This window comes from Rhodococcus sp. P4_B6, assembly GCF_056402215.1.
This window is the reverse complement of the sequence record NZ_JBFUHV010000045.1, coordinates 1-22,730: the sequence shown is the minus strand read 5'-3', so window position 1 is coordinate 22,730 and position 22,730 is coordinate 1. Positions and strand designations below refer to the sequence as shown.

The 22,730-nt window shown below is 68.4% G+C and carries 15 protein-coding genes; 9 read left to right on the top strand and 6 right to left on the bottom strand.

Translation table 11 applies throughout. The features are described 5' to 3' along the window. The first annotated feature begins 83 nt into the window (after positions 1 to 83). From recC to recD, 3 genes are read left to right on the top strand one after another with little or no spacing between them, the layout of a single operon-like run. Positions 84 to 3,350, top strand: coding sequence for an exodeoxyribonuclease V subunit gamma (gene recC / locus AC1DWT_RS21830; protein ID WP_477922168.1), 3,267 nt, complete (start codon positions 84 to 86; stop codon positions 3,348 to 3,350). After that, a complete protein-coding gene (locus AC1DWT_RS21825) occupies positions 3,308 to 6,649 on the top strand; it encodes a UvrD-helicase domain-containing protein (RefSeq protein ID WP_477922166.1) in 3,342 nt (1,113 codons plus the stop codon). The genes recC and AC1DWT_RS21825 overlap by 43 nt, the downstream gene beginning before the upstream one ends. Then, the gene (recD, locus tag AC1DWT_RS21820) at positions 6,646 to 8,514 is read left to right on the top strand and encodes an exodeoxyribonuclease V subunit alpha (RefSeq protein WP_477922164.1); all 1,869 of its coding nucleotides are present in this window, start codon (positions 6,646 to 6,648) and stop codon (positions 8,512 to 8,514) included. The genes AC1DWT_RS21825 and recD overlap by 4 nt, the downstream gene beginning before the upstream one ends. Here the strand turns inward: recD and AC1DWT_RS21815 are convergent. The 4 genes from AC1DWT_RS21815 to AC1DWT_RS21800 form a co-directional block, all read right to left on the bottom strand. After that, entirely contained in the window at positions 8,432 to 8,962 is a 531-nt protein-coding gene (locus AC1DWT_RS21815; protein ID WP_477922161.1) for a DoxX family protein, read from the bottom strand. The genes recD and AC1DWT_RS21815 overlap by 83 nt on opposite strands. A gap of 18 nt (positions 8,963 to 8,980) precedes the next feature. Then, positions 8,981 to 9,472, bottom strand: a complete 492-nt coding sequence (locus AC1DWT_RS21810) for a DUF4188 domain-containing protein (RefSeq protein WP_477922159.1) — start codon at positions 9,470 to 9,472, stop codon at positions 8,981 to 8,983. A gap of 130 nt (positions 9,473 to 9,602) precedes the next feature. Further along, positions 9,603 to 10,091, bottom strand: coding sequence for a pentapeptide repeat-containing protein (locus AC1DWT_RS21805; RefSeq protein ID WP_477922157.1), 489 nt, complete (start codon positions 10,089 to 10,091; stop codon positions 9,603 to 9,605). A gap of 128 nt (positions 10,092 to 10,219) precedes the next feature. Next, positions 10,220 to 10,609 (bottom strand): excalibur calcium-binding domain-containing protein, encoded by a 390-nt coding sequence (locus tag AC1DWT_RS21800; RefSeq protein ID WP_477922155.1) that lies wholly within the window; start codon positions 10,607 to 10,609, stop codon positions 10,220 to 10,222. A 302-nt stretch (positions 10,610 to 10,911) separates the two neighbouring features. Here AC1DWT_RS21800 and AC1DWT_RS21795 point away from each other — a divergent pair, with 302 nt between their 5' ends. After that, complete coding sequence (locus tag AC1DWT_RS21795) at positions 10,912 to 12,699, top strand: TerD family protein (protein ID WP_206015957.1); 1,788 nt, start codon at positions 10,912 to 10,914, stop codon at positions 12,697 to 12,699. A 7-nt stretch (positions 12,700 to 12,706) separates the two neighbouring features. Here AC1DWT_RS21795 and AC1DWT_RS21790 read toward each other — a convergent pair whose 3' ends face one another. Continuing rightward, positions 12,707 to 13,633: a polysaccharide deacetylase family protein gene (locus tag AC1DWT_RS21790; RefSeq protein ID WP_072940355.1), complete on the bottom strand. Its 927-nt coding sequence runs from the start codon at positions 13,631 to 13,633 to the stop codon at positions 12,707 to 12,709. 22 nt (positions 13,634 to 13,655) lie between these two features. Next, positions 13,656 to 15,149 carry a purine-cytosine permease family protein gene (locus AC1DWT_RS21785; protein ID WP_477922152.1) on the bottom strand — a complete coding sequence of 498 codons (1,494 nt, stop codon included), beginning with the start codon at positions 15,147 to 15,149 and terminating at the stop codon, positions 13,656 to 13,658. Between the two features lie 108 nt (positions 15,150 to 15,257). On the opposite strand from AC1DWT_RS21785, the gene AC1DWT_RS21780 reads away from it, so the two are divergent. From AC1DWT_RS21780 to AC1DWT_RS21760, 5 genes are all read left to right on the top strand, one after another. After that, a complete protein-coding gene (locus tag AC1DWT_RS21780) occupies positions 15,258 to 16,763 on the top strand; it encodes a PucR family transcriptional regulator (protein WP_477922150.1) in 1,506 nt (501 codons plus the stop codon). Positions 16,764 to 17,060: 297 nt separating this feature from the next. Beyond that, a complete protein-coding gene (locus AC1DWT_RS21775) occupies positions 17,061 to 18,395 on the top strand; it encodes an MFS transporter (protein WP_072940358.1) in 1,335 nt (444 codons plus the stop codon). A gap of 64 nt (positions 18,396 to 18,459) precedes the next feature. Continuing rightward, positions 18,460 to 19,680 (top strand): M24 family metallopeptidase, encoded by a 1,221-nt coding sequence (locus AC1DWT_RS21770; RefSeq protein ID WP_072940359.1) that lies wholly within the window; start codon positions 18,460 to 18,462, stop codon positions 19,678 to 19,680. 74 nt (positions 19,681 to 19,754) lie between these two features. After that, positions 19,755 to 20,567: an IclR family transcriptional regulator gene (locus AC1DWT_RS21765; RefSeq protein ID WP_477922148.1), complete on the top strand. Its 813-nt coding sequence runs from the start codon at positions 19,755 to 19,757 to the stop codon at positions 20,565 to 20,567. Between the two features lie 66 nt (positions 20,568 to 20,633). Then, positions 20,634 to 22,730 (top strand): protein kinase domain-containing protein (locus AC1DWT_RS21760; RefSeq protein WP_477922146.1); only part of this gene is annotated, 2,097 nt, incomplete at its 3' end.

The following is a 22,730-nucleotide window of genomic DNA, read 5'->3' as shown; positions in this document are numbered from 1 at the left end:
ACTCACCTGCGGAGTGGGCCTCCCGAGTCGGTGGGGTGTGGTAAGTCTGAGCCGACCGGAGTTGGGGAGCGAAGGGAGGCCACGTGCTCGTACTGCATCGCGCCGAGCGTTCCACCACTCTCGCGTCGGCTCTCGGCGACGTGCTCGCGACCCCGCTGTCCGATCCGTTCGCCCGTGAGGTCGTCGCCGTCCCGGCGAAGGGTGTGGAGCGCTGGCTCACCCAGCGACTCTCGACCGCGCTCGGTGCCCGGCCCGGCGTCGGCGACGGGGTGGCCGCGAACATCGACTTCCCGTCACCCGCCCGGCTCGTGGACGAGTGCCTCGCCGCCGCCACCGGAGTGTCCGCCGACGACGACCCGTGGCATTCGTCCCGGGTGCTGTGGGCGCTGCTCCGTGTCGTCGACGACTGCCTCGGCGAGCCCTGGTGCGCCGTCCTCGCGAAACACCTCGGGCACGGCCGCCCCGACGGCGACCCGGACGATCACCGGCCCGGCAGGCGCTACGCCACCGCCTCGCACCTGACCGAACTGTTCCGCAGTTACGCCGCGCAGCGGCCGGCGATGCTGGTCGACTGGGCGGCAGGCCGGGACACCGACGGTGCGAGCGGCCCACTCGACGACGACCTGCTCTGGCAAGCCGAATTGTGGCGGCGGCTGCGTGCGAGGATCGGCGGCCCCGCGCCCGCCGAGCGCCTCGACTCCGCGTGCGCGCGGTTGCGTGAGGAACCGGGCCGCGTCGAACTGCCCGGCAGGCTGTCGCTGTTCGGCCCGACCCGCCTCGCGACCGATCAGATCGCCGTTCTCGCCGCCCTTTCCGTCAATCGTGATGTGCACCTGTGGCTTCCGCATCCGAGTCCCGCGTTGTGGTCGTCGTTGTCGACGGCGGACGGCGTCCTCGCGCGCGCCGACGACCACACCGCCCTGTCCGTCGCCCACCCGCTGCTGTCGAGCCTGGCGCGGGACGTCCGCGAACTCGAGTCGAGACTGACCCGCCTCGACGTCGAGGACCTCCACCACGCGGGACCCCCGCCGTCGGACTCTCTGCTGGGGTGCCTGCAGGCGGATGTCCGGGACGACCGGGCGCCGGCGCTCGCCGAGTGCACCGCCGACGCGTCCGTGCAGGTCCACGCGTGCCACGGGCCTGCCCGTCAGGTGGAGGTCCTGCGCGAATGCCTCCTGCATCTCTTCGAGGACGATCCGACTCTCGAACCGCGTGACGTGCTCGTCATGTGCCCCGACGTCGAGTCGTACGCGCCGCTGATCCGGGCCGCGTTGGGGCAGGACGTGCTCGGGCACCCCGGTCACCGTCTGCGGGTCCGCCTCGCTGATCGGGCCCTGCACCAGACCAACCCGGTGCTCGCCGTGGTGTCCGGCCTCCTCGAACTCGCCGACGCGAGGGTGACGGCGAGTCAGATTCTCGACCTGTCGGCGGCCGCCCCGGTGCGCAGGCGGTTCCGGTTCGGCGACGACGACCTCGAACGGATCCGGGAATGGGCGTCCGCGACGGGTGCCCGCTGGGGAATCGGGCCGCGACAGCGCGCGGCGTTCGGTCTCGGTGACTTCCCTCAGAACACGTTCACCACCGCACTCGACCGCATCCTGCTCGGCGCCGCGGCAGACGAGTCCGCGGGCGAATGGCTCGCCCTGGCTCTTCCGCTCGACGACGTCGACAGCAACGACATCGACCTCACCGGGAGGCTGGCCGAGTTCGTCGACCGCCTCGACGTCGCGCTGCGCGGGCTCGCCGGGCCGCAGTCGGTCGCGGACTGGTCGAGCGCGCTCACCCGGGCGCTGGACCTGCTCGTCGACGTCGGCGCCGCCGACACGTGGCAACTGGCGCAGGCCGGAAGGGAACTGGGGGCGGCGACGGAGCACGGCGGCGACACGGTCCTGCGACTGTCGGACGTGCGCGCCATGCTCGCCACCCGGCTCGCGGGACGACCCACCCGCGCGAATTTCCGCACCGGGGAGCTGACGGTGTGCACGATGGTGCCGATGCGCTCGGTGCCGCACCGCGTCGTCGTCCTCCTGGGGCTCGACGACGAGGTGTTCCCGCGGGGCGTGAGTGTGGACGGAGACGACGTGCTGGCCCGAAATCCTCTTCTCGGCGAACGTGATCCGCGCAGCGAGGACAGGCAGTTGCTGCTCGACGCCGTCATGTCCGCCAGTGAGAAGCTCCTGCTGTTCTACACGGGCGCCGACCCCGTCACCGGCATGTCCCGGCCTCCTGCGATCCCGCTGTCCGAACTGCTCGACGCGGTCGCGGCCACCGTCGGGAGCGATGCCCTCCCCGGCATCGTGACCCGGCATCCGTTGCAGCCGTTCGACGCCCGCAACTTCCGGCCCGAGCGTCCGTTCAGTTTCGACCGGGCGGCGCTGGCCGGTGCCCGCGCCGCGCAGCACCCACCCGAACCGGAACCCGCGTTCCTGCGGTCGCCGCTGGTGCCGCCGACGCCGGGGGACGTCGATCTCGCGGAACTCGTCGCGTTCCTGGTGCACCCGACGCAGGCGTTCCTGCGGCAACGGCTCGGGTTGCGGGTCCCCGACGTGGACGAGGACCTCGCCGACGCATTGGACGTGGCGCCCGATCCGCTCGCCCGCTGGGACCTCGGCCAGAGGATGCTCGTCGCGCGACTGTCGGGAACCGAACCGGCCGACTTCCGCGCCGCCGAGTGGCGCCGGGGCACGTTGCCGCCGTTCAAGTTGGGGGAGGCGGTGCTCGGCGACATCGAGCACGCGGTCGAATCGCTCGTCGCGGTCAGCGGGTCCGTACACGTCGGACGCGCGGAGACCGTCGACGTCGACGTCGATCTCGGCAACGGACGGCGCCTCACCGGCACCGTGGGTGGTGTGCACGGATCGGTGATCGCGAGCACCACGTATTCGAGACTGGGTCCGAAACACCGCCTCACCGCGTGGGCCCAGTTGCTGGCGGTCGCGGCCTCCGACCGCGACGGCGACACCGGCTGGACGGCCGTGACGACCGGCCGCGGCTCGTACAGCCGCCCGGCGTGGCGCTCGACCCTGACGGCGCCGGAGAACGCGCTGGAGGAACTCGTGCGACTGGTCGAACTGCGCGATCTCGGGTTGCACGCGCCGTTGCCGATCGCCACGGGCGCGTCGGCTGCCTACGCCGAGCGACGGCACGGCGGCAGCAGCATGGAGGACGCGAACGAGGCGGCCCGGAAGGAATGGAGCAGTGATTTCGGTGACGCACGCGACCGCCACATCACGTACGTGTACGGGGCTTCGCCCGGCATCGACGTCCTCGGCGACGCGGTGACGATCGAGAACTACGCCCGGCAACTGTGGGCGCCGCTGCTCGCCGCCGAGACGGTGGCGCAGCCGTGACCGGCGCGCGAGGCTTCGACCTGCTCGGTCCGCTGCCGGAGGGCACGACGGTGCTCGAGGCGAGCGCCGGGACCGGCAAGACGTACGCGATTGTCGGGCTGGCCGCCCGCTTCGTCGCCGAGGGCGGTGTCGACCTGTCGCAGTTGTTGCTGGTGACGTTCAGCCGCGCGGCGACGCAGGAATTGCGGCAACGCACCCGTGAGCGATTCGGTTCCGCCGCAGCCGCATTGGCCGACCCCGCGACCGCGCGGCTGAGCGCGGACCACGTGATCCGGCACCTCGCCGAGGCCGAAGCCGACGAGGTGACGCTGCGGCGCAGGCGCCTGCTGCAGGCACTGTCGGATTTCGACGCCGCCACCATCGTCACCACCCACAGCTTCTGCCAGCGCATGCTCGACGGCCTCGGGATCGCGGGCGAACGCGACCCCGACACGGTGCTCGTCGAGGCCGCCGACGACCTCACGACGGAGGTGATCGCCGACCTGTACCTCCGGGCGTACGGCCGCGCCGACTCCGCGCCCTTCACACCCGCGGAGGCCACCACCGCTGCCCGCGCCGCCATCTTCGACCCGCAGGCCGTGCTCGCCCCGGAGGATGCGCGGGGCACCCCGGCCGGAGATCGGGTCGCGTTCGCCGGGGCGGTCCGCGCCGAAGTCGAGCGCCGCAAACGCGCGGTGGGGCTGCGGGACTTCGACGATCTGCCCATGCTCCTCCACCGTGTCCTCAGCGATCCCGAGCACGGTGCGGCGGCCTGCAGGCGGGTCCGCGAACGCTACAGCGTCGTGCTCGTCGACGAGTTCCAGGACACCGACCCCCTGCAATGGGACATCCTGCGCCGAACGTTCCACGACAGCGGAACGCTGGTGCTCGTCGGCGACCCGAAGCAGGCGATCTACGCGTTCCGCGGCGCCGAGGTGCTCAGCTACCTGGACGCGGTGCGCTCCGCCGACCGGCACCAGGAATTGACCACCAACTGGCGAAGCGATCAGGAACTCCTCGACGGCCTCGACTATCTGCACGGCGGCGCCGCACTCGGGCATCCCGAGATCGTGGTGCACCGCGTCGACGGTGCGAGGCCGAAGTCGCGCCTGACGGGCTCTGTGCCGCTGCGACTGCGATACCTGCCGCGGACCGGCGCCGGGCCGATCAACAAGTCGGGATATCCGGCGGTGGGGCCGCTCCGGAAGAGGATCGCCGCAGACCTCGCCGCCGACGTCGTGGCCCTCCTCGACGGCGGCGCGACACTCGACGCCGGGGGGAGCGTCCGACGCGTCGAGCCCGGCGACATCGCGGTCCTGGTGCGCACCAACGCCCAGATCACCCTGGTCCACGACGCCCTCGACCGCGCCGGGGTGCCGTCCGTGCTCGCCGGCGGGGCCAGCGTCTTCACCACTCCCGCTGCGCAGCACTGGCTCTGGATCCTGCAGGCCATCGAGCAGCCGCACCGCGCCGACCGGGCGCGGCTGGCCGCGCTCACCCCACTGCTCGGCCACACGGCCGAGGAACTCGACGCCCGCGGCGACGACATCGTCGCGGAGGTCGGCGGTCAGCTGAGGGAGCTCGGCTCGGTGTTCGCGCAGTCCGGTTTCGCGGCGCTGTTCGAACGACTGTCCGCGGTCGGCGCACTGGAGGCGAGACTGCTCCGGCTGGCGGCGGGCGAGCGGGCGCTGACCGATCTGCGGCACGTGGCGCAGTTGCTCAACGGTGCCGCCGTCGAGCAGTCGCTCGGCCTGACGGCGGTCACCCGCTGGCTCACCGAACGCATGAAGGATCCGACCTCGGGCGGGGTGGACCGCAGCCGACGGCTCGACAGCGACGCCGCGGCGGTGCAGATCGCGACCGTCCACGCCAGCAAAGGCCTCGAATTCCCGCTCGTCTACCTGCCGTACGCGTGGGACGCCGCCACGATCTCGAAACCGAGCAAACTGCTTCTGCACGACGACAACGGGCGCCGCGTCCTCGACGTCGGCGGCCCCGGCAGCCCCGGCTACGCCGACCGCAGGAACCGGCACGACGCCGAAGAGGCGGGGGAGGAGTTGCGGCTGCTGTACGTCGCGGTCACCCGGGCGATGTGCGGGCTCGTGATGTGGTGGGCGCCGGCGTTCACGACGGCAGGCGCGCCGCTGCACCGGATGATCCTGGGTCGGCAACCCGGGCAGCGGGACGTCCCGCAGAAGGTCACCGTCCCCGAGGATCCCATTGTCGCGGAACGGTTGTCCGCCTGGGGCACAGCGGCGCCGGAGACGGTGACCGTCGAAGCGGTGGGTTCCGAACCCATCCCGCGGGTCGGCTGGACACCGCAGCGTGAGCCCAGCGGCGACCTCGAGGCCGCCAGGTTCCGTCGGCTGCTGGACACGCGGTGGCGTCGCACGTCGTATTCGGCGCTGACGGCGGCCGCACACGACGCACCTGCCGTCGGCAGTGAAGCGGAGGTCGAGGAGAAGACGGACGAGCCGGACGAACCGCCACTGCACGCGCCGGACGGCGTCACCGCGGGATTGCCGTCGACGATGAACGAACTGCCGGGCGGCGCGACATTCGGCACGCTCGTCCACGCCGTCTTCGAGATCGTCGACACCGCGGCACCCGATCTGGACGACGAAGTCCTGCGGTGCTGCCGCGATGTGATCGCGTCGACCCTGTCGGAGGTCGATCCGGCCCAGCTCGGCGCGGCGCTGGTACCGGTGCTGCGCACTCCGCTCGGCGCGGGGGCACTCGCCGACCTGGCACCCGCAGACCTGCTGGCGGAACTCGACTTCGAACTGCCCCTCGCCGGCGGCGACACGCCGTCGCTCACCGTGATGCTCGACGGCGTCGGCAGATTGCTGCGCACCCACCTTCCCGACGACGACCCACTCCGGTCGTACGCCGACGCCGTGCAGACACTCGAATCGACCCCGCTGCGCGGATACCTCACCGGCAGCATCGACGCGGTGCTGCGACTGCCCGGACCGCGGTACGTCGTGGTCGACTACAAGACCAACCGTCTCGCGCAGGGCGACCTGACCACCGCGCACTACACCCGCGAGAGGATGGCCGCGGAAATGCTGCGGGCGCACTATCCACTGCAGGCCCTGCTGTATTCCGTTGCGCTGCATCGCTACCTGCGCTGGCGGCAGCCGAACTACGATCCGGCGGTGCACCTCGGCGGTGTGCAGTACCTGTTCGTCCGCGGGATGGTCGGGCCCGGCACGCCACCGGGCTGCGGAGTCTTCGACTGGGCACCGCCCGCCGCGCTGATCACCGAGCTGTCCGACCTGCTGTCCGGGTCGGCCTCCACGCCGGAGGCGGCGCGATGACCGAGGTGCAGGTGGCGCAGCGCGGCAAGGGCATGCTGCGGATCTTCAACGAGGCCGGGGTCCTGGCCGCCGCGGACGTGCACGTCGCGCTGCGGTTGTCGGCGCTCGGCGGCGAATCCTCGGAAGACGTCGTGCTGGCGACGGCGCTGGCGGTGCGTGCGGTCCGGTCCGGTTCGGTGTGCCTGGACCTGACGCGGTTCCGGGAAGTCACCGTCGACGAGGAATCCGAGGTCGATCTCGACGCCCTGCCCTGGCCGGACGACGACACCGTCGTCGCGGCACTGCGCCGGAGCCCGCTGGTCACGGGTGGTCCCGCGGGACCGCTCCGACCGCTGCGGCTCGTCGACACGGCCGAGGGCGGGCTGCTCTACCTCGACCGGTACTTCCGGCAGGAGGCGACCATCCGGCGGGTTCTCGACCAGCGCGCCGTTGGGTATCCCGTCGTCGACGAGCAGTCGCTGCGGGACGGGCTGGACGCGTTGTTCCGCGACCAGCACGACGACACGGCGCCGGCTCCGTCGCCGGATCGGCAACGGATCGCGGCCGCGGTCGCGGCCACGCAATGGACGTCGGTGGTGGTCGGCGGACCCGGAACGGGCAAGACCCACACCGTCGCCCGGGTGCTGGCGTTGCTGACCAGGCAGCCCGGGCCGGGACGGCGTATCGCGCTCGCCGCACCCACCGGGAAGGCCGCGGCGCGGTTGCAGGAATCGGTGCGCGAGCAGGCCGACGCACTCGGATTGCCGCGCGAACTGAAAGCGATGACGCTGCATCGGCTGCTGGGCTGGCAGCGTGGACGCGGCAGCCGCTTCCGTTACAACGCGAACAACCACCTGCCCTACGACGTGATCGTGGTCGACGAGACGTCGATGGTGTCGCTGACGATGATGTGCCGGCTCCTCGAGGCCGTCCGCCCGGACACACAGTTGGTGCTCGTCGGGGACCCGGATCAGCTGACGTCCGTCGACGCGGGCGCGGTCCTGGCCGATCTCGTCGCCCGGCCGGTGTCGGGCACCGAGAATCCGGTGCTCGCCAGGATCGTCGGCGACGACCTCGACGCCGCCGACGATCCACTCGAAGCCGCCCTGAGTGCGGGCGAACGGGACAGGTTGCGGGGCGGAGTGGTCCGGCTCAGCCGCGGGCGGCGCTTCGGCGGCGCCATTGCCCAGCTTGCCGTCGCGGTGCGGGATGGCGAGCCGGACGAGGTCGTGGAGATCCTGTCGCGCGGTGCCCCGGAGGTGTCGTTCCATGGTCCCGAAGATCTGGACGCACTGCGGACGGACGTGGTGGCGACGGCTGCCGCGGTCACGGGGTCCGCGGAATCCGGCGATGTCATTGCTGCACTGCAGCATTCGGAGAAACACCGGCTGTTGTGCGCGCACCGGGAAGGTCCGTACGGCGTGCAGCGGTGGGCGCGGCAGGCGATGGAGTGGATCGGGGAGTCGACGGGGCAGCGACTGGACCCGGATCGCTGGTATCCGGGCCAGCCGCTGATGGTGACCGCCAATGATCACGAAACGAAGATCTACAACGGCGACACCGGGGTGATCGTGCGTCGGGACGACGATGAGCTGTTCGCCGCATTCGTTCGGGGCAGCGAACCGTTCCTGTTGCATCCGACGCATCTGTCCGCGGTGCTGACGGTGTACGCGATGACGATTCACCGCAGCCAGGGCAGCCAGTACGACACCGTGACCGTGGTGCTGCCCGGCGCGGCGTCTTCGCTGCTGACCCGCGAATTGCTGTACACCGCGATCACCCGTGCGCGAAAGCACGTGCGGATCATCGGGACCGAGGATGCGGTGCGGGCGGGAGTGCAGCGCCGGGTGCTGCGAGCGAGTGGGCTGCGGAGAGCGATTCCGTAGCCCGGCCCCGCACGGACGAGATCACGACGGCGAGCGTCGCCGACAGGAACACGACCTGCAGAAGTGTGCGGGGGATCAGCGCTTCGAACGGTCCCGTCGACAGTCCTTCCGCGGCGGCGTACACGTTCGCCGGGAACATCAGGATCAGCAGGGCGGTGAGGCACCCGGCTGCCCACGGCGCGGTGCGCCGGATCAGCAGTCCCGCGGCGCCGGCCAGTTCGAGCAGACCGGTCAGGGTCACCAGCAGGCCCGGGTTCGGCAGGGACGGCGGAACCATGGCGACGAGTTCCGCACGCAGTCCGAAGAAGTGGGCCATCCCGGTCAGTGTGAACATGGCCGCGAGCCCACCCCGCAGGGCGACAGGCCACGGCCGGAACCGGCGCACACCGGCCGCGCCCGCGGCGAGCAGTGCCAGAGTGACGGCGACGAGGGCGATCAAGGGTTCCATGCCAGTCTCCTGAGTCGATCAGTGTTCGTGGGTGTGACCGCTGCGCAACAGGCGGTCGCGGGCGGCGCTGAACTTCCGTGCGACGGGCACACGGGTGGTGGCCCGGGCCAGGCCCATCACCGGTGTGCCGACGTAGATCGACTCGGCGCGGTCCACCGGATAGGTCTCGTGCCAGACGCCGACGGCACCGGGCGCCTTGCGGGCCCGCCGGTTGAACGCGGCCCAGGCCGGGCGGTGCTTCGCCTGACTGTCACTGGCGTAGGCGTACAACTTGTCGACGGAGTTCCAGTACTGAATCACCGTCGGTCCGCGCCCCTCGAATGTCAGGCGGTAACCCAGCAGACCCGAATCGGGGTCCTCCGAGAGTTCGCGCAGCATCTTCGGCATCGCGACGAGAGTGGGCAACCACAGGTCGGGCCGCCACGGCCGGTTGATGGTCATCCCGATCAGGAAGACCACCAGTTCGCCGTCGTGGTGGTGCGTCGAACGGGTGGGTTCGATCGTCGTCATCTGGCGCCTCCCAAGGTTGGATATTGGAACTATCTAATAATGGATAGTGTCAGTATCCAATGTCAAGGGTGCGGGCACACGAAAACCCGGACCGCGCAGAGCGCGACCCGGGTGGATGGTGCGGAGTGGATTACGGCAACGGGACCTGCGGTGTCACCGGCACGACCGCGGCGAGCGCGCGCTCGTGGGCGTCGGTGGGCCATTCGGGTTCGGTCGTGATGTTCAGGTCCCCGACGATCGTGCCGAAGAGGTCGATGTCCGTGCTGTACAGGATCACCGCGTTGCGCTGCGAGTCCGTGAAGTTCGTGCCGGTGATGTTCGCGTCACTCAGGTCGGCGTGCGACAGATCCGCGGCCGCGAAGTTGGTGCCGGTGAGATTCGCCCGCTTCAAGTTCGCGCCCGCCAGGTCGGCGAAGCTCAGGTTCAGGCCCGCCAGGTTCGCGGAACTCAGATCGGCGCCCGGGCAGGTCGTGCGGTCCTCGGGGCTCGGATTCGCCACGATCCTGCAGCCGTTGATCTCGGTGAGAACGTCCGCCCCGGCCGTGCCTGCGCCCGCAGAAAGTGCGGCACCTCCGGCCAGCGCGACCGCGCCCAGCGCCCTGAAAATTGTCCTGCCCATGCCGGACCGCCCCCTCGCGTAGAACCTCAACCGTCATCGCCGAACTTAGTGCCGGCCGCCCTGCGCCGCACGGGGAACGGCGACACCGGCACGTTGAAGCGTAGACGGGTGGAGCGGTCGGTGATCGGCTACTCGCAGGCGATGCCGTCGTTGTCGCGGTCGAGGTGCGACGCGTAGCCGTCCTGTCCGCGGTAGATCGGAGCGACGCCGGCGTTGCGGGCCTCGGTGCAGTTCTTGTAGCCCGCCCGCGGTGCGGGGGCCTGCGGTGCCGGAGCCACCTGCGGCGCGGGGGCTGCCCGCGGAGCCGGTGCGACCTGCGGTGCGGGAGCGGGTGCTGCCGGAGCGGCGGGTGCGGGCGGCAGGAGTGGGTTCACGGCGTCGGCCGATCCGCTCGGAATCAGGGACGCGATCTCCGGGGGAAGGAAATCGAAGATTGTCGCCGCCTGCGCGGAAGGTGCGGCCGCCATCGATATGGCGGCACAGCCGAGGATGCCGAGAACTAGCCGTCGAGCCTTCATATTTACCTCGTTCAGGGGTGGGGCAGGGCTTCCGCGGAATGGTCGAGAAATGCCACGGCGGCCAACTCATTCGGTGTAGTGGGAATAGTAGCCAACGGGTAACGAACTACGAAAGTCGTTGAAGCGCAATGTTCCTCTGTGTCATTCACGCGAATGACACAACCCTCGACCTGTACTTGAACAGAAAACTACCGAGAAGTTCGGATCAAGCACGATATGAGCCGGAGATATCCGTGTCGTCGATCAGAACGGTGAGAAACGCGCTCTATAGTCGCTCTGTGCTGTCATCTGCCTCCTCGACCATGACCCGGCCGGTGCGATTGCCGACAGGGCACCGCTGGCTTGTCGTAGACGTCGAGACCTCCGGTCTTCGTTCGTCCACGCACAGAGTGCTCAGCGTCGCGGCGTTGGCATTGCGTGAAGACGGTTCGGTGGAGCGAGAATTGGTGACTCTGCTCAACCCGGGCTGCGACCCGGGGCCGGTTCATATCCACAATCTCACGCCACAGCGTCTGGCGGGGGCACCTCGCTTCGAAGAGGTCGCGAAAGATCTGCTGGAGCTTCTCGACGGTCGGACGCTGGTCGCGCACAACGCGTCGTTCGATTACGGCTTCCTCGATGCCGAGATACGGCGGGCGGGGATGACGATGCCGACGCGGCAGCGGCTCTGCACCCTTGCTCTGTCGCGACGCCTCGAGATCGACGTCCCCAACCACAAGTTGTCCACTCTGGCTGCGCACTGGAAGGTTCGTCAGAACCGGGCACACGACGCCTACGACGATGCCCTCGTGCTGACGGAGGTCTTCGCGCACAGCGCCTCGCTGGCAGAGTCTCTCCGACTGCCTCTGCCTGTCGTCGGCTGCGCCGATCGGCGGGCGGTGTACCCGGATCGGATTCCGCGCGTGGAGTCTCCGTGGCGGAATCCGGGTCGACTCGACCCCGGGACCGGACTGGTCCAGGGCATGAAACTGGTCATCAGTGGCAGTACGGATGTTCCCCGTCTTGCGCTCGCCGCACGGCTGGCAGCCGCCGGCCTGGACGTCATGAATTCGGTCAGCCGCCAGACGAGTGTCGTCGTCTGCAACGATCCGCATTCGTCGAGTGCAAAGGCGCGGCGCGCCGTGGCGGACGGGATCCCGGTCCTGACCGAGTCGCAACTCGGCGAGATGTTGCAACATGTGATGCCGGGTGAGCCGAAGGCGGCCGCCACACCGTCCGAAGGCCGGAAGTATCGACCTCCGGAAACTGTCGCCTCCGAGAAACCCTGGCACGGAAGGAGAGTACTCATCGTCGGTGGCTCGCATTCGGACTCCGTTCTGATGCGCTCCCGAATCGTGCAGCTGGGTGCCAAGCCGTCGGTCAATCTCTCCGCGGGAGTCACCGATGTCCTCGTTCTCGATGGTGGCGAACTCGATCCCCGCATGGACCGAGTCTCGGCACGTCAGCTGCCGCTGCTCACCGCCACCGATGTGAACACCGCACTCGACCCGGCGGCACCACGCGACGAGGTGCCGCAAGTCGAGGCGGTGGCGTCCCTCGAACCGATCCGACCACAATGGGTTGCGCCGTTGCTCGCACGCGGAGAGGTGATCGACCTGCCGCCGCAGACGACGTCGCTGACGGTCAACGCGTCGTGGCGCGCCCATGTCGAGGGCGACGCGTTCGACGTGGATGTGGTTGCGCTTCTTCTCGGCGAAGACGGCCGAGTCGGTTGCGACGAGGACTTCCTCTTCTACAACTCGCCGACGAGCGCGGACGGCACTGTGGAATTGTCCTGCGACGGCAGCAGCGAGCAGGGAGTTCGGATCGAATTGACTGCCCTGCACTCCGACTACCAGTGCGTGTCCGTATCCGCGGCGATCGGAGGCGATCGTACTTTCGGCGAACTAGGTCCGATCTCGGTGACCGTGGATGCTCCGGACCACACAATCGCAACGTTCGTACTGGACGCCGGCACGACCGAACGGACGATGCATTTCGCCGAGATCTACCGACGCGCCGGGCGGTGGCGCCTCCGCGCGGTGGGTCAGGGGTATGAATACGACCTCGCGACGCTCGCCACCGAGTACGGGGTGATGGTCGACGATTGAGGATCCATCACGATTTGGACCGGAGTGTGGCGCGGGCCGGGGGCGTCCGTCGGATTTGCACGTCGGGGAAGGTGGGGATCTCGAATCGGGTGTGGGTGAAGGGTTCGGTGCAGACGCGCTGGGCGTGTGCCGCGATCTCGCCGAGGGTGGTCACCCACATTCCGTCCATTGCCTTGACGTTCTCGACGAGCCGTTCCAGTGCTGCTGCTTTGGAGGGCCGTCCGGAGATGAACGGGTGGTTCGTGAGGACGAAGCACCCGCCTTCGGCGTGCTGGGCCTCCGCTTCCAGGGTCCACATCTCGAGGACCTTGGCGGGACTTTCGATGACGCCGCTGCCGGTGACACCCGGGTAGAACGCGTATTGTTCCCAGTCGTCGAGTGCCCAGTCGACGGGAATTTCGATCAGGGTCCGTCCCGATTCCGGGCTGGTCGCCATCAGGTAGGGTTCGTCGCCGTCGAGCAGGCTGGAGTCGTAGACGAAACCTCGTTCGGCGAGGAGTTCGGGTGTGTGCCAGTTCATTTCCCACCAGGGTGCGCGATAGCCGACGGGGCGGATGCCCGCGACCTCTTCGAGCGCGTCGAGTCCCCGGTCGAGGTAGCGTGCCTCGGTGGCCGCGTCGAGGCCCTTCATGGGTTCGTGCAGATACCCGTGGTGTCCGACCTCGTGGCCGCCGTCGATGATGGCGCGAACCGTGTCGGGATAACACTCGGCGGTGAATCCCGGCACGAAGAACGTCGCATGCACGCCCTGGCGCTCGAGCAGTCGCAGAATGCGGGGGACGCCGACGCGGGGCCCGTAGGACTGGTGGCTCATCAGCGACATTCGGTTCGCCGAGGTGGGATCGTGGGCGAGGACGCAGGATTCGGCATCGACGTCGAAAGTGAAGGCGGCGGCTGCGGTGTGGCCCTGCGGCCATGTGAAGTCGTTGTTCACGAGTGCTCCTGGTGTTAGGGGGTCAGTTGCCGGTGAGGACGTCGGGGGAGTCGGTGGTCGCGGCCGATCGTGTCGGGGATTGACCGGTGATGCGGTAAGGGCGGTGCGCGCGGGGGCCGAGGACTGCGTAGAGGGCGGCGGCGACTCCGCCACCTGCCAGCCAGGACAGGTCGAGCCCGCCGAGGGCGCGTGCCACGAAGCCCTGTGTGAGGCTCGTGGCGCCGTACATGAACAGCCACGTCGCGGCGATTCCGGCGACGAAGCATCCCATCGTGGTCCAGTTGACGTCGGGCAGTCGGCGAGATCCGATCGGGTCGAAGATCCGGCGTGCGTCGATCTGTCGTTTCTCGACCCGGAAGTAGTGGACGAGCATGATGCCTGCCCAGCTCGCGATCCAGGCCACGATCGCCGCCAGCCACGTCTCCAGCACGGTGGCCAGGCTCGATTGGAAGATGAAGAAGACGACCACGACCAGGGCGAACATGCCGACCAGCAGGTTCAGCTTCCGGCGGTGCACCTTGATGTCGAGGGCTTGCGCGGCGACCGAGAACGTGTAGATGTTGAGGATGTTGGTGGCGATCGGCCCGTGAATGACGAGGAACAGCACCGGCAGCGCCAGCGCGCCGAAGTTCGACACGATCAGCTCACCCGGATCCACGGAACCGTTGGTCGTGGCGAGGCTCGCGCCGAGCACTCCGAGCCACACCACGGGAACGAACTGACCGAGGGTGCTGGTCAGGTACAGCTTGCGCCGCGACACCGTCCGGCTCACGAACCGTGAGTAGTCGCAGGCATAGGTGAACCACGTGATTCCCCAGCCGATTCCGATCACGGTCATCACCGTTGACATGGCCGCGATCCGGGCGCCGCCGTGCAGGACTTCACCGGTGGGCCCGGCATACGACCAGTCGATGTCGAGGTGGAACCAGGCGACGACGGACATCAGAACCAGTACCGCCAGTGTCGGGGGAACCGTCCAGCGCTCGAATGCGGCGATGACGCGGTACCCGAACCACGCGATGGTCACCTGGATCGTCATGATGACCGCTCCGACGAGGACCTTCGCTGCCAGGTTCCGCTCGTGCGGGTCGACGAGATCCAACTTGCCGAGCAGTGCCATGACCAGGTCGAGGACGATCCAGGTGTTCACGGCACACCACCCGACGGCCAGGCAGGCCTGGATTGCGGCCGGCAGATACGCGCCGCGCCGGCCGAACGCCGCCCGCGACAACACCATGCCGGTGACGCCGGTACGCTGGCCGATGAGAACGAAAACGCCGAAAAGTGCCATACCGACGATGTTTCCGGCGACAAGAACGATGAGCGTGTCGCGGAGACCGAGTCCGAGACCGATGCCGAGAGCGCCGAGAACCCAGTTGATGGGCGCGATATTCGCCCCCGCCCAGATCCAGAACTGGCCGGAGACACGCGTCGTGCGTGCTTCCTCGGGGATGGGTTGCAGTACTTCTTCGAAGTCGTGGATGTGAGGACTGTCGGTGGGAATGTTCTTGACCATCGGACTCCCTTTGTGAGGCCATGTGGGCTTCCCATCTTCCGGTGCGTGACCCACATCACACCATTTACACTTTGCCAATAAAATCGGGTTGTCAACGAACGGAATGTCATGTCGCTGTCGTTAGCCGACGTCCTCGCACACCCGAGCCTGGCTGCCGGACGCCCCGTCGTTCGCGTCGGCGCCCACCTGCTGACGCAACCGGTGCGCTGGGTGCATTCGAGCGAAGTCATCGACATCGCGCACCTTCTTCGCGGCGGCGAACTGCTGCTGACCGCAGGGTTCGCGCTCGCGTCCGCCGATCCGGACCGACTGCGGCGTTACGTGCGTGAATTGTCGGCTCGCCGCGTCGCCGGAGTGGCCATCGAGACCGGGACGCAACTGCCGCAGATCCCCGCAGAACTGATCGAGGAGGCGTCGGCGGCGGGGTTGCCGGTGGTGGAGTTGCGGGGGGTCGTGCCGTTCGTCGAGGTGGCCGAGGCGATCAACGGCCTGCTGGTCAACGAATCGGTGCAGCGACTGCGTCGTGGTGACGCCGTCGCGCACGCGTTGTCGGAGGAACTGGCGCGCGGTGGCGGTCCCGACGAGTTGCTTGCGGTGCTCGCGCGACTCCTGCCCGGCGACGTGACCCTGCTCGACGCGGCCGGCGACGTGATCGCGGCCCTCGGGAACGAGATCGCCGCTCCCGCTGCAGATTCGGGGCTGTTCTCGGTACCGGTGGCGGTTCAAGGTGTCGGCGTCGCGACGCTCGTGGTGTCTCCGGACGACCCGGCCGATCACGTCACCGCGGAGGCGATCGTCGAGCGAGCGCCGGCAGCGCTGGCGATCTCGCTCCTGCGATCCTTTCCGCCGTCGGCCGCGGTCCGTGCCGCGCAGGCGTTGCTGCGGATCGCCGGCCAGCCGAATCCTGCGCCCGAGCGTCTCGTTGCGGCGGCCCGCGCGGCGGGGCTGGCCGACGGGGTGTCGTACGTCGGGGTCGTCGGCCGTTCGGTCGACGGTCCGGTGGCTCTCGCCGCTGTCGATGCGACGCTGCATCGGTACTCGGCCGGAACGGTGTCATCCGTGGCCGGCGACGAGTTGCACGCGATCGTCGTTGTCCGGGCCGACGACCAGTCCGGGTCGTGCGCTGCGCTGGTCGCGTCGTTGCGCACGACGTCCCGGGCGGAGCAGGCCCGGGTGGCGGTGGGGCCGGTGGTCACCGGTCTGACCGGATTGCCCGGGACGCTGGCGGAGGCGCGGTTCGTGCTCGACCTCGCGGGCGATCTGGGCATCGCCGACACCGCGGTGGTCGCCGCGGACCTCGTTCTCGAACGCCTGGTCCGGCGGATCGACGATCCTGCGTTGCTGGCCGCGTTCGTCCGGGAAGTTCTCGGGCCGCTGCTCGTGGTGGGTGTGGAACGTGGTCGCCGCCTGATCGACACGTTGGACGTCTACCTGCAGTGCGGGTGCAACAAGACCGAGGCGGCGGCCCGGCTGCACGTGCAGCGCCAGACGCTGTACCAGCGGCTCGAGCAGATCTTCGCGCTGCTCGGCGAGGATCCGACGGGTTCGCCGCGGCTCGCTGCCCTGCACCTCGCGACGCGCCTCTACCTCGGTGGTGTGGTCGACTCGAACTGACAGTCTGCGGGGTTGCGGAACCCACGCAGCGGATCGTCTGTTGCAACAGGGTTGCATTCTCGTGAACTTCACCGGGAATCGCGCACGGAGGTGGCTCGATCTCCGATTTGACGCGTTTACTCCGGTTTCAGGTCCGATTCATCCTCTGCAACCCCGATTCGATTGCAATGGCGACGTGATCCGTTGACATGTGACGGTGCGCACAATATCGTCACTAATCGAATTTCAGTTGCACTGACAGCAACAAATGCCATTCGTCGCAGTCGGCAGGCGCCGACGCCCCGAGAAGGAGTGGGCATGGCCCAAAACCTCAATTCCCCCTCAGCTGCGCAGCAAACGGACGAGGCCGGCGCGGTGAACCCCTCGCCCCGAGTGCTCCGGCGCGTCGTCGCTGCGAGCTTCGTCGGCAACTTCGTCGAATGGTTCGACTACGCCGTATACGGTTACCTCGCAACGGTTATCGCGGTGGTCTTCTTCCCCGAGGCCGCGCCCACGACGGGCCTGCTGGCCACGTTCGCCGTCTTCGCTATCTCGTTCGTCATCCGCCCGATCGGCGGCCTGGTCTGGGGTCACTTCGGGGACAAGATCGGCCGCCGCACCGCGCTGTCGCTGTCGATCCTCATCATGTCGGCGTCGACGTTCTGCATCGGCCTGATCCCCGGCTTCGATCAGATCGGGTACGTCGCGCCGGTCCTGCTGCTACTCGTCCGCATGGTGCAGGGATTCTCGGCCGCCGGCGAGTACGCGGGCGCCTCGGCGTTCCTCGCCGAATACGCCCCGGACCGCAAGCGCGGCCTCTTCACCAGTGTCGTGCCCGCGTCCACGGCCGCCGGACTGCTGTTCGGATCGCTGATCGCGGCACTGCTCACCGCGGTGCTCTCGACGGAACAGATCAACGGGTGGGGCTGGCGGCTGCCGTTCCTGCTCGCGGCGCCGATGGGTCTGATCGGCCGTTACATCCGGTTGAAGCTCGAGGACACCCCGAAGTTCCAGGAAATGGAACAGAAAGTGGAGGCCAACGCGCCGCTGTCGATCCTGTTCACCCATCATCGACGTGCGATCGTCATCGCGTTCGGGGTCACGTGCCTCAACGCGGTCGGCTTCTACCTGATTCTCAGCTACATGCCGACCTACCTGTCGGAGGTGTTGAACGTCGGGCACACGGCCTCGTTCGTCGCCGCGTCGATCGCCCTCGCCTGCTACATCGTCTTCATCTTCGGGATGGGTGCGCTCTCGGATCGATTCGGCCGCAAGCGAGTTCTCATAGGCGCGTCGATCTGCTTCGCCGTGTTCACCGTCCCGTTGTTCAGCGTGCTCGGGGCCGTCGGGATCGTGGGTGTCGTCGTCATCCAGATCGTGCTGTGCGCGTTCCTCACCATGAACGACGGCACCCTCCCGACTTTCCTGTCCGAGATCTTCCCCACCCAGGTCCGCTACAGCGGGTTCGCCTTCAGCTTCAACACCGCCAATGCCCTGTTCGGCGGCACCGCGCCGTTCGTCGCCACCCTACTGATCGAGATCACCGGCAGCCCACTGGCGCCCGCCTGGTATCTCGTCGCCGCAGCTCTCGTCGCCATGGGCTCGATGCTTATGGCCCGCGAAACCTCCCGTAGACCCCTGGCCGACGTCTGACCACCCATACCTCCCACAGAAATGCGGCATCACGCGATGCCGCCGGCAATTCGAAAGGAACATCATGAACTTGGAGCGCATCAAGAGCATCCCGAACGGCGAGAAGGTCGTTCCCACGTTCTCCCCGGTGGAAATGGACCGCAGGCTCGTCGCGCTGCGTAAGCACATGGCGGACAACGGGGTCGGCGCCGTGCTGTTCACCAGCTACCACAACATCAACTACTACTCCGACTTCCTCTACACCGCGTTCGGCCGCCCCTACGCCCTCGTCGTCACCCAGGACAGCTCGACCACCGTGTCCGCCAACATCGACGCCGGCATGCCGTGGCGGCGCACGTTCGGCGAGAACGTCGTCTACACCGACTGGCGACGCGACAACTTCGAGTACGCAGTGCAGCAGGTGCTGGCGAACCAGGGTATCTCGCGCGGCACGCTCGGTGTCGAGGACGACCACCTCACCCCAGACCTGCGGTCCCGCGTCGCCGCGGTCCTGCCGGGAATGACGTTCACCGATGTCGCCAAGGCCACGATGCGGCACCGCATGGTGAAGTCGCCCGAGGAGATCGAACTGATCAAACACGGCGCCCGGATCGGCGACCTCGGCGGCGAGGCGATCCGCGACGCCGTCACGGAGGGCGTCCCGGAGTACGAGGTGGCGATTGCCGGGTCGAACGCGATGATCCGGGAGATCGCGGCCACCTTCCCGCACGCCGAACTGCGCGACACGTGGGTGTGGTTCCAGTCGGGTGTCAACACCGACGGTGCCCACAACTGGGCCACCAGCCGTCGCGTCGAGCGCGGAGACATCCTGTCGCTGAACTGTTTCCCGATGATCGCCGGCTACTACACGGCGCTCGAGCGCACGCTGTTCTACGGTGAGCCGTCGGCGGAACATCTGCGACTGTGGGAGGTCAACGTCAAGGTCCATCGCCGCGGCCTCGAGCTCATCAAGCCGGGCGCGGTCTGCAAGGACATCGCGGCCGAGCTGAACGAGATCTACGAGGCCGAGGGTCTGCTGCCGAACCGCACGTTCGGATACGGGCACTCCTTCGGCGTGCTCTCGCACTACTACGGGCGCGAGGCGGGCCTCGAGCTGCGCGAGGACATCGACACCGTCCTCGAACCTGGCATGGTCGTGTCGATGGAACCGATGATCATGGTTCCCGAGGGAATGCCTGGTGCCGGTGGCTACCGCGAACACGACATCCTGGTCGTCGGCGAGGACGACGCGGAGAACATCACCCGGTTCCCGTTCGGACCCGAACACAACATCCTCGGCGTCTGACCGGTACGCCGACCCTGCCGCAGGTGTGGCAGGGTCGGCAGAAGTACCAGCCGAGTCGAAGGAGCGCAGCGGACATGAGTGTGGACGACGTCGATCAGCTCGGCGATCAGAACGGTGACACGAAGCCGTCGCCGTCGGTTCTGCTCAACGGGCTGCGCGTTCTGGAGGCGTTCTCGATCACCGAACCGGTGCTCGGCGTCACCGAGATCGCGCGGAAGGTCGATCTGCACAAGAGCAGTGTGTCCCGGATGCTCGCGACCCTCGAGAAAGCGGGATACGTCGAACGGGAGGAGGGGACCGGGCGGTACCGGCTCGGTCTCGGCGTGATCGGCCTGGCCGGGCCGTTGCTGGCGAACCTCGACGTTCGGCGGGTGGCGCTGCCCGAACTCGAAGGCCTGACGCGGCGGACCGAGGAGACGAGTGCCCTGATAGTGTGGAACGGCCACGAATCCGTCGTCGTCGAACAGGTTCCGAGTCCCAAGCAGGTCAAGCACACGGCCGCGGTCGGCACGCGATACGACACGTATGCGAGTTCGTCGATCCAGGTCTTCCTGTCCGACATGCCGCGCGCCGAGGTGGAGCGGCTGTTCGAACGGCGGCTGCTGCTGGGGCCGGACGACGCCGACTCGGTGAGCGAGTACCTCGACGAACTGGGCGAGATCCGTGATCGCGGGTACGCCGTCAACGACGGCCGGACGTCGATCGAGGAGGTCGGCATCTCGGCGCCGGTTCACGACCACCGCGGCGTCCTCGTCGGCGCGGTGATGCTGTCCGCACCCCGGTTCCGGGTTCCCCACACTATGCTCGACTCGCTCGGCCGCACCGTCGCCGAGTCGGCCCGCACGGTGTCCGCGCGGCTCGGTGCACCTGCCGCGACGCGCGACTGACGACCCGATCTCCGGGTGTCCCCGCGGACTATCCTGGGTGGAGCGTGTCGGAGGTGGTGCAGGCCGATGGCGAACGACGATCCGTGGGCAACCCAGCGTCAGCCGGAGATCACGTCCGAGCTGGCAGCGGCAGGGTTCGACGATGCCGTGGAAATCGGCCGCGGCGGGTTCGGGGTCGTGTATCGCTGCCTGCAGGAAGATCTCGAGCGCACGGTCGCCGTCAAAGTCCTGACGTCGAACCTCGATCCCGACAACGTGACGAGGTTCGTGCGGGAGCAACGGGCGATGGGCCGGACGTCCGGGCACCCGAACATCGTCGCGGTCTACCAGGTCGGGGTCACCCGGAGCGGTCGCCCGTTTCTCGTCATGCCGTACCACTCGTTCGGTTCCCTCGACGCGCAGATCCGTCGTTCGGGCCCTCTCGGGTGGCAGGAGGTGCTGCGGCTCGGGATCAAGATCTCCGGCGCCCTCGAGACCGCGCACCGCGGTGGGATGCTGCACCGCGACGTCAAACCGGCGAACATCCTGCTCACCGAATACGACGAACCGCAGTTGACCGACTTCGGTATCGCCCGCGTCTCGGGTGGATTCGAGACGACGGCAGGGTCCATCACCGGCTCCCCGGCGTTCACTGCGCCCGAGGTACTCGAAGGCAGGCCGCCGACGGTCGAGTCGGACGTCTACAGCCTCGGGTCCACGCTGTTCTGCGCGCTGACCGGTCATGCCGCGTACGAGCGCCGCAGCGGTGAACAGGTCGTCGGTCAGTTCCTGCGGATCTCCACGCAGGCGGTCCCCGACCTGCGGGACGCCGGAATCCCCGACGACGTGTGCAGCGCAGTCGAACATGCCATGGCCCGCGCGGTCGAGGACAGGCCGGGCGGTGCCGCCGACTTCGGCAACGAGCTCCGCGCCGTCGAGCGTCGCAACGGTGTGGCCGTCGACGACATGTACATCCCGATTCAGCGGGCGCCCGAGCAGCCGCACGATCATGCGGGCGAGTCCACCCCGTCCCGGCGCCCCGGGCTCCCATACAACGTGCGGACGCCGCCGACCCCGCCCGCGCCGGTGACGAAGTTCCGCCCACCCACGACTACCCGGCAGCTCGTGCCTCGCCGCCGGCTGCTCGCCGATTTGCGCGCGGGACGGGACCGCAGGCTGACACTCGTCCACGCGCCTGCCGGGTTCGGCAAGAGCAGTCTCGTCGCCCAGTGGCGCGACGACCTGGTCGAGGCCGGGACCGCGGTCGCGTGGCTGACCGTGGACCGGGACGACAACAACGTGGTGTGGTTCCTCTCCCATCTGGTCGAGGCGATCCGGCGGGTCCGCCCGGATGTCGTCACCGACCTGGGGCAATCCCTGGAAGAGCACGGGGACGCGGTCGAACGGTTCGTCCTCACGTCGCTGATCAACCGGCTTCACGACAGCGCGCAGGCGCTCGTAGTCGTGATCGACGACTGGCATCGCATCTCCGACTCCGAGCCGATCGAGGCGATGACGTTCCTGCTCGACAACGGCTGTCACCACCTGAAGATCGTCGTCGCGAGCAGGAACAGGTCGGGGCTGCCCCTGAGCCGGATGCGGGTGCTCGACGAACTCAACGAAATAGCCTCCGAAGACCTGTGTTTCGACTTCGGTGAATCACAGAACTTCCTGGCGGACCGGGTGCAGGTTCCGCTGAAGGACACCGAGATCGAGCAACTCCGGGAATCGACCGACGGCTGGATCGCGGCACTGCAGCTGGCCTCACTGTCGTTGCGCGAAGCCGGGAGTCCGGAGAACCTGATCGAACAGCTGCGGACGGGGACCGACGCCATCGGTGAGTATCTCGCCGAGAACGTGCTCGACGCTCTCGAGCCGGACATGCTCGACTTCATGCTCACCACCTCGGTCCCCGACAAGGTGTGCGGCGACCTGGCGTCGGCGCTGGGCGGTGTGCGGGACGGGCAGGCGAGACTCGAGCAGGTCGCCGCACGCGATCTGTTCCTCGGCAGGACGGGGGACGACCGTCAGTGGTATCGCTACCATCACCTGTTCGCCCAGATCCTTCATCAGCGCCTCGAGCGGGATCACCCCGGGCGCATCACCGATCTGCACCGCCGGGCGTACGACTGGTTCCGGGAGCGGCACCTGCTGGAGCGGCACCTGCTGGGCGAGGCCGTCGAC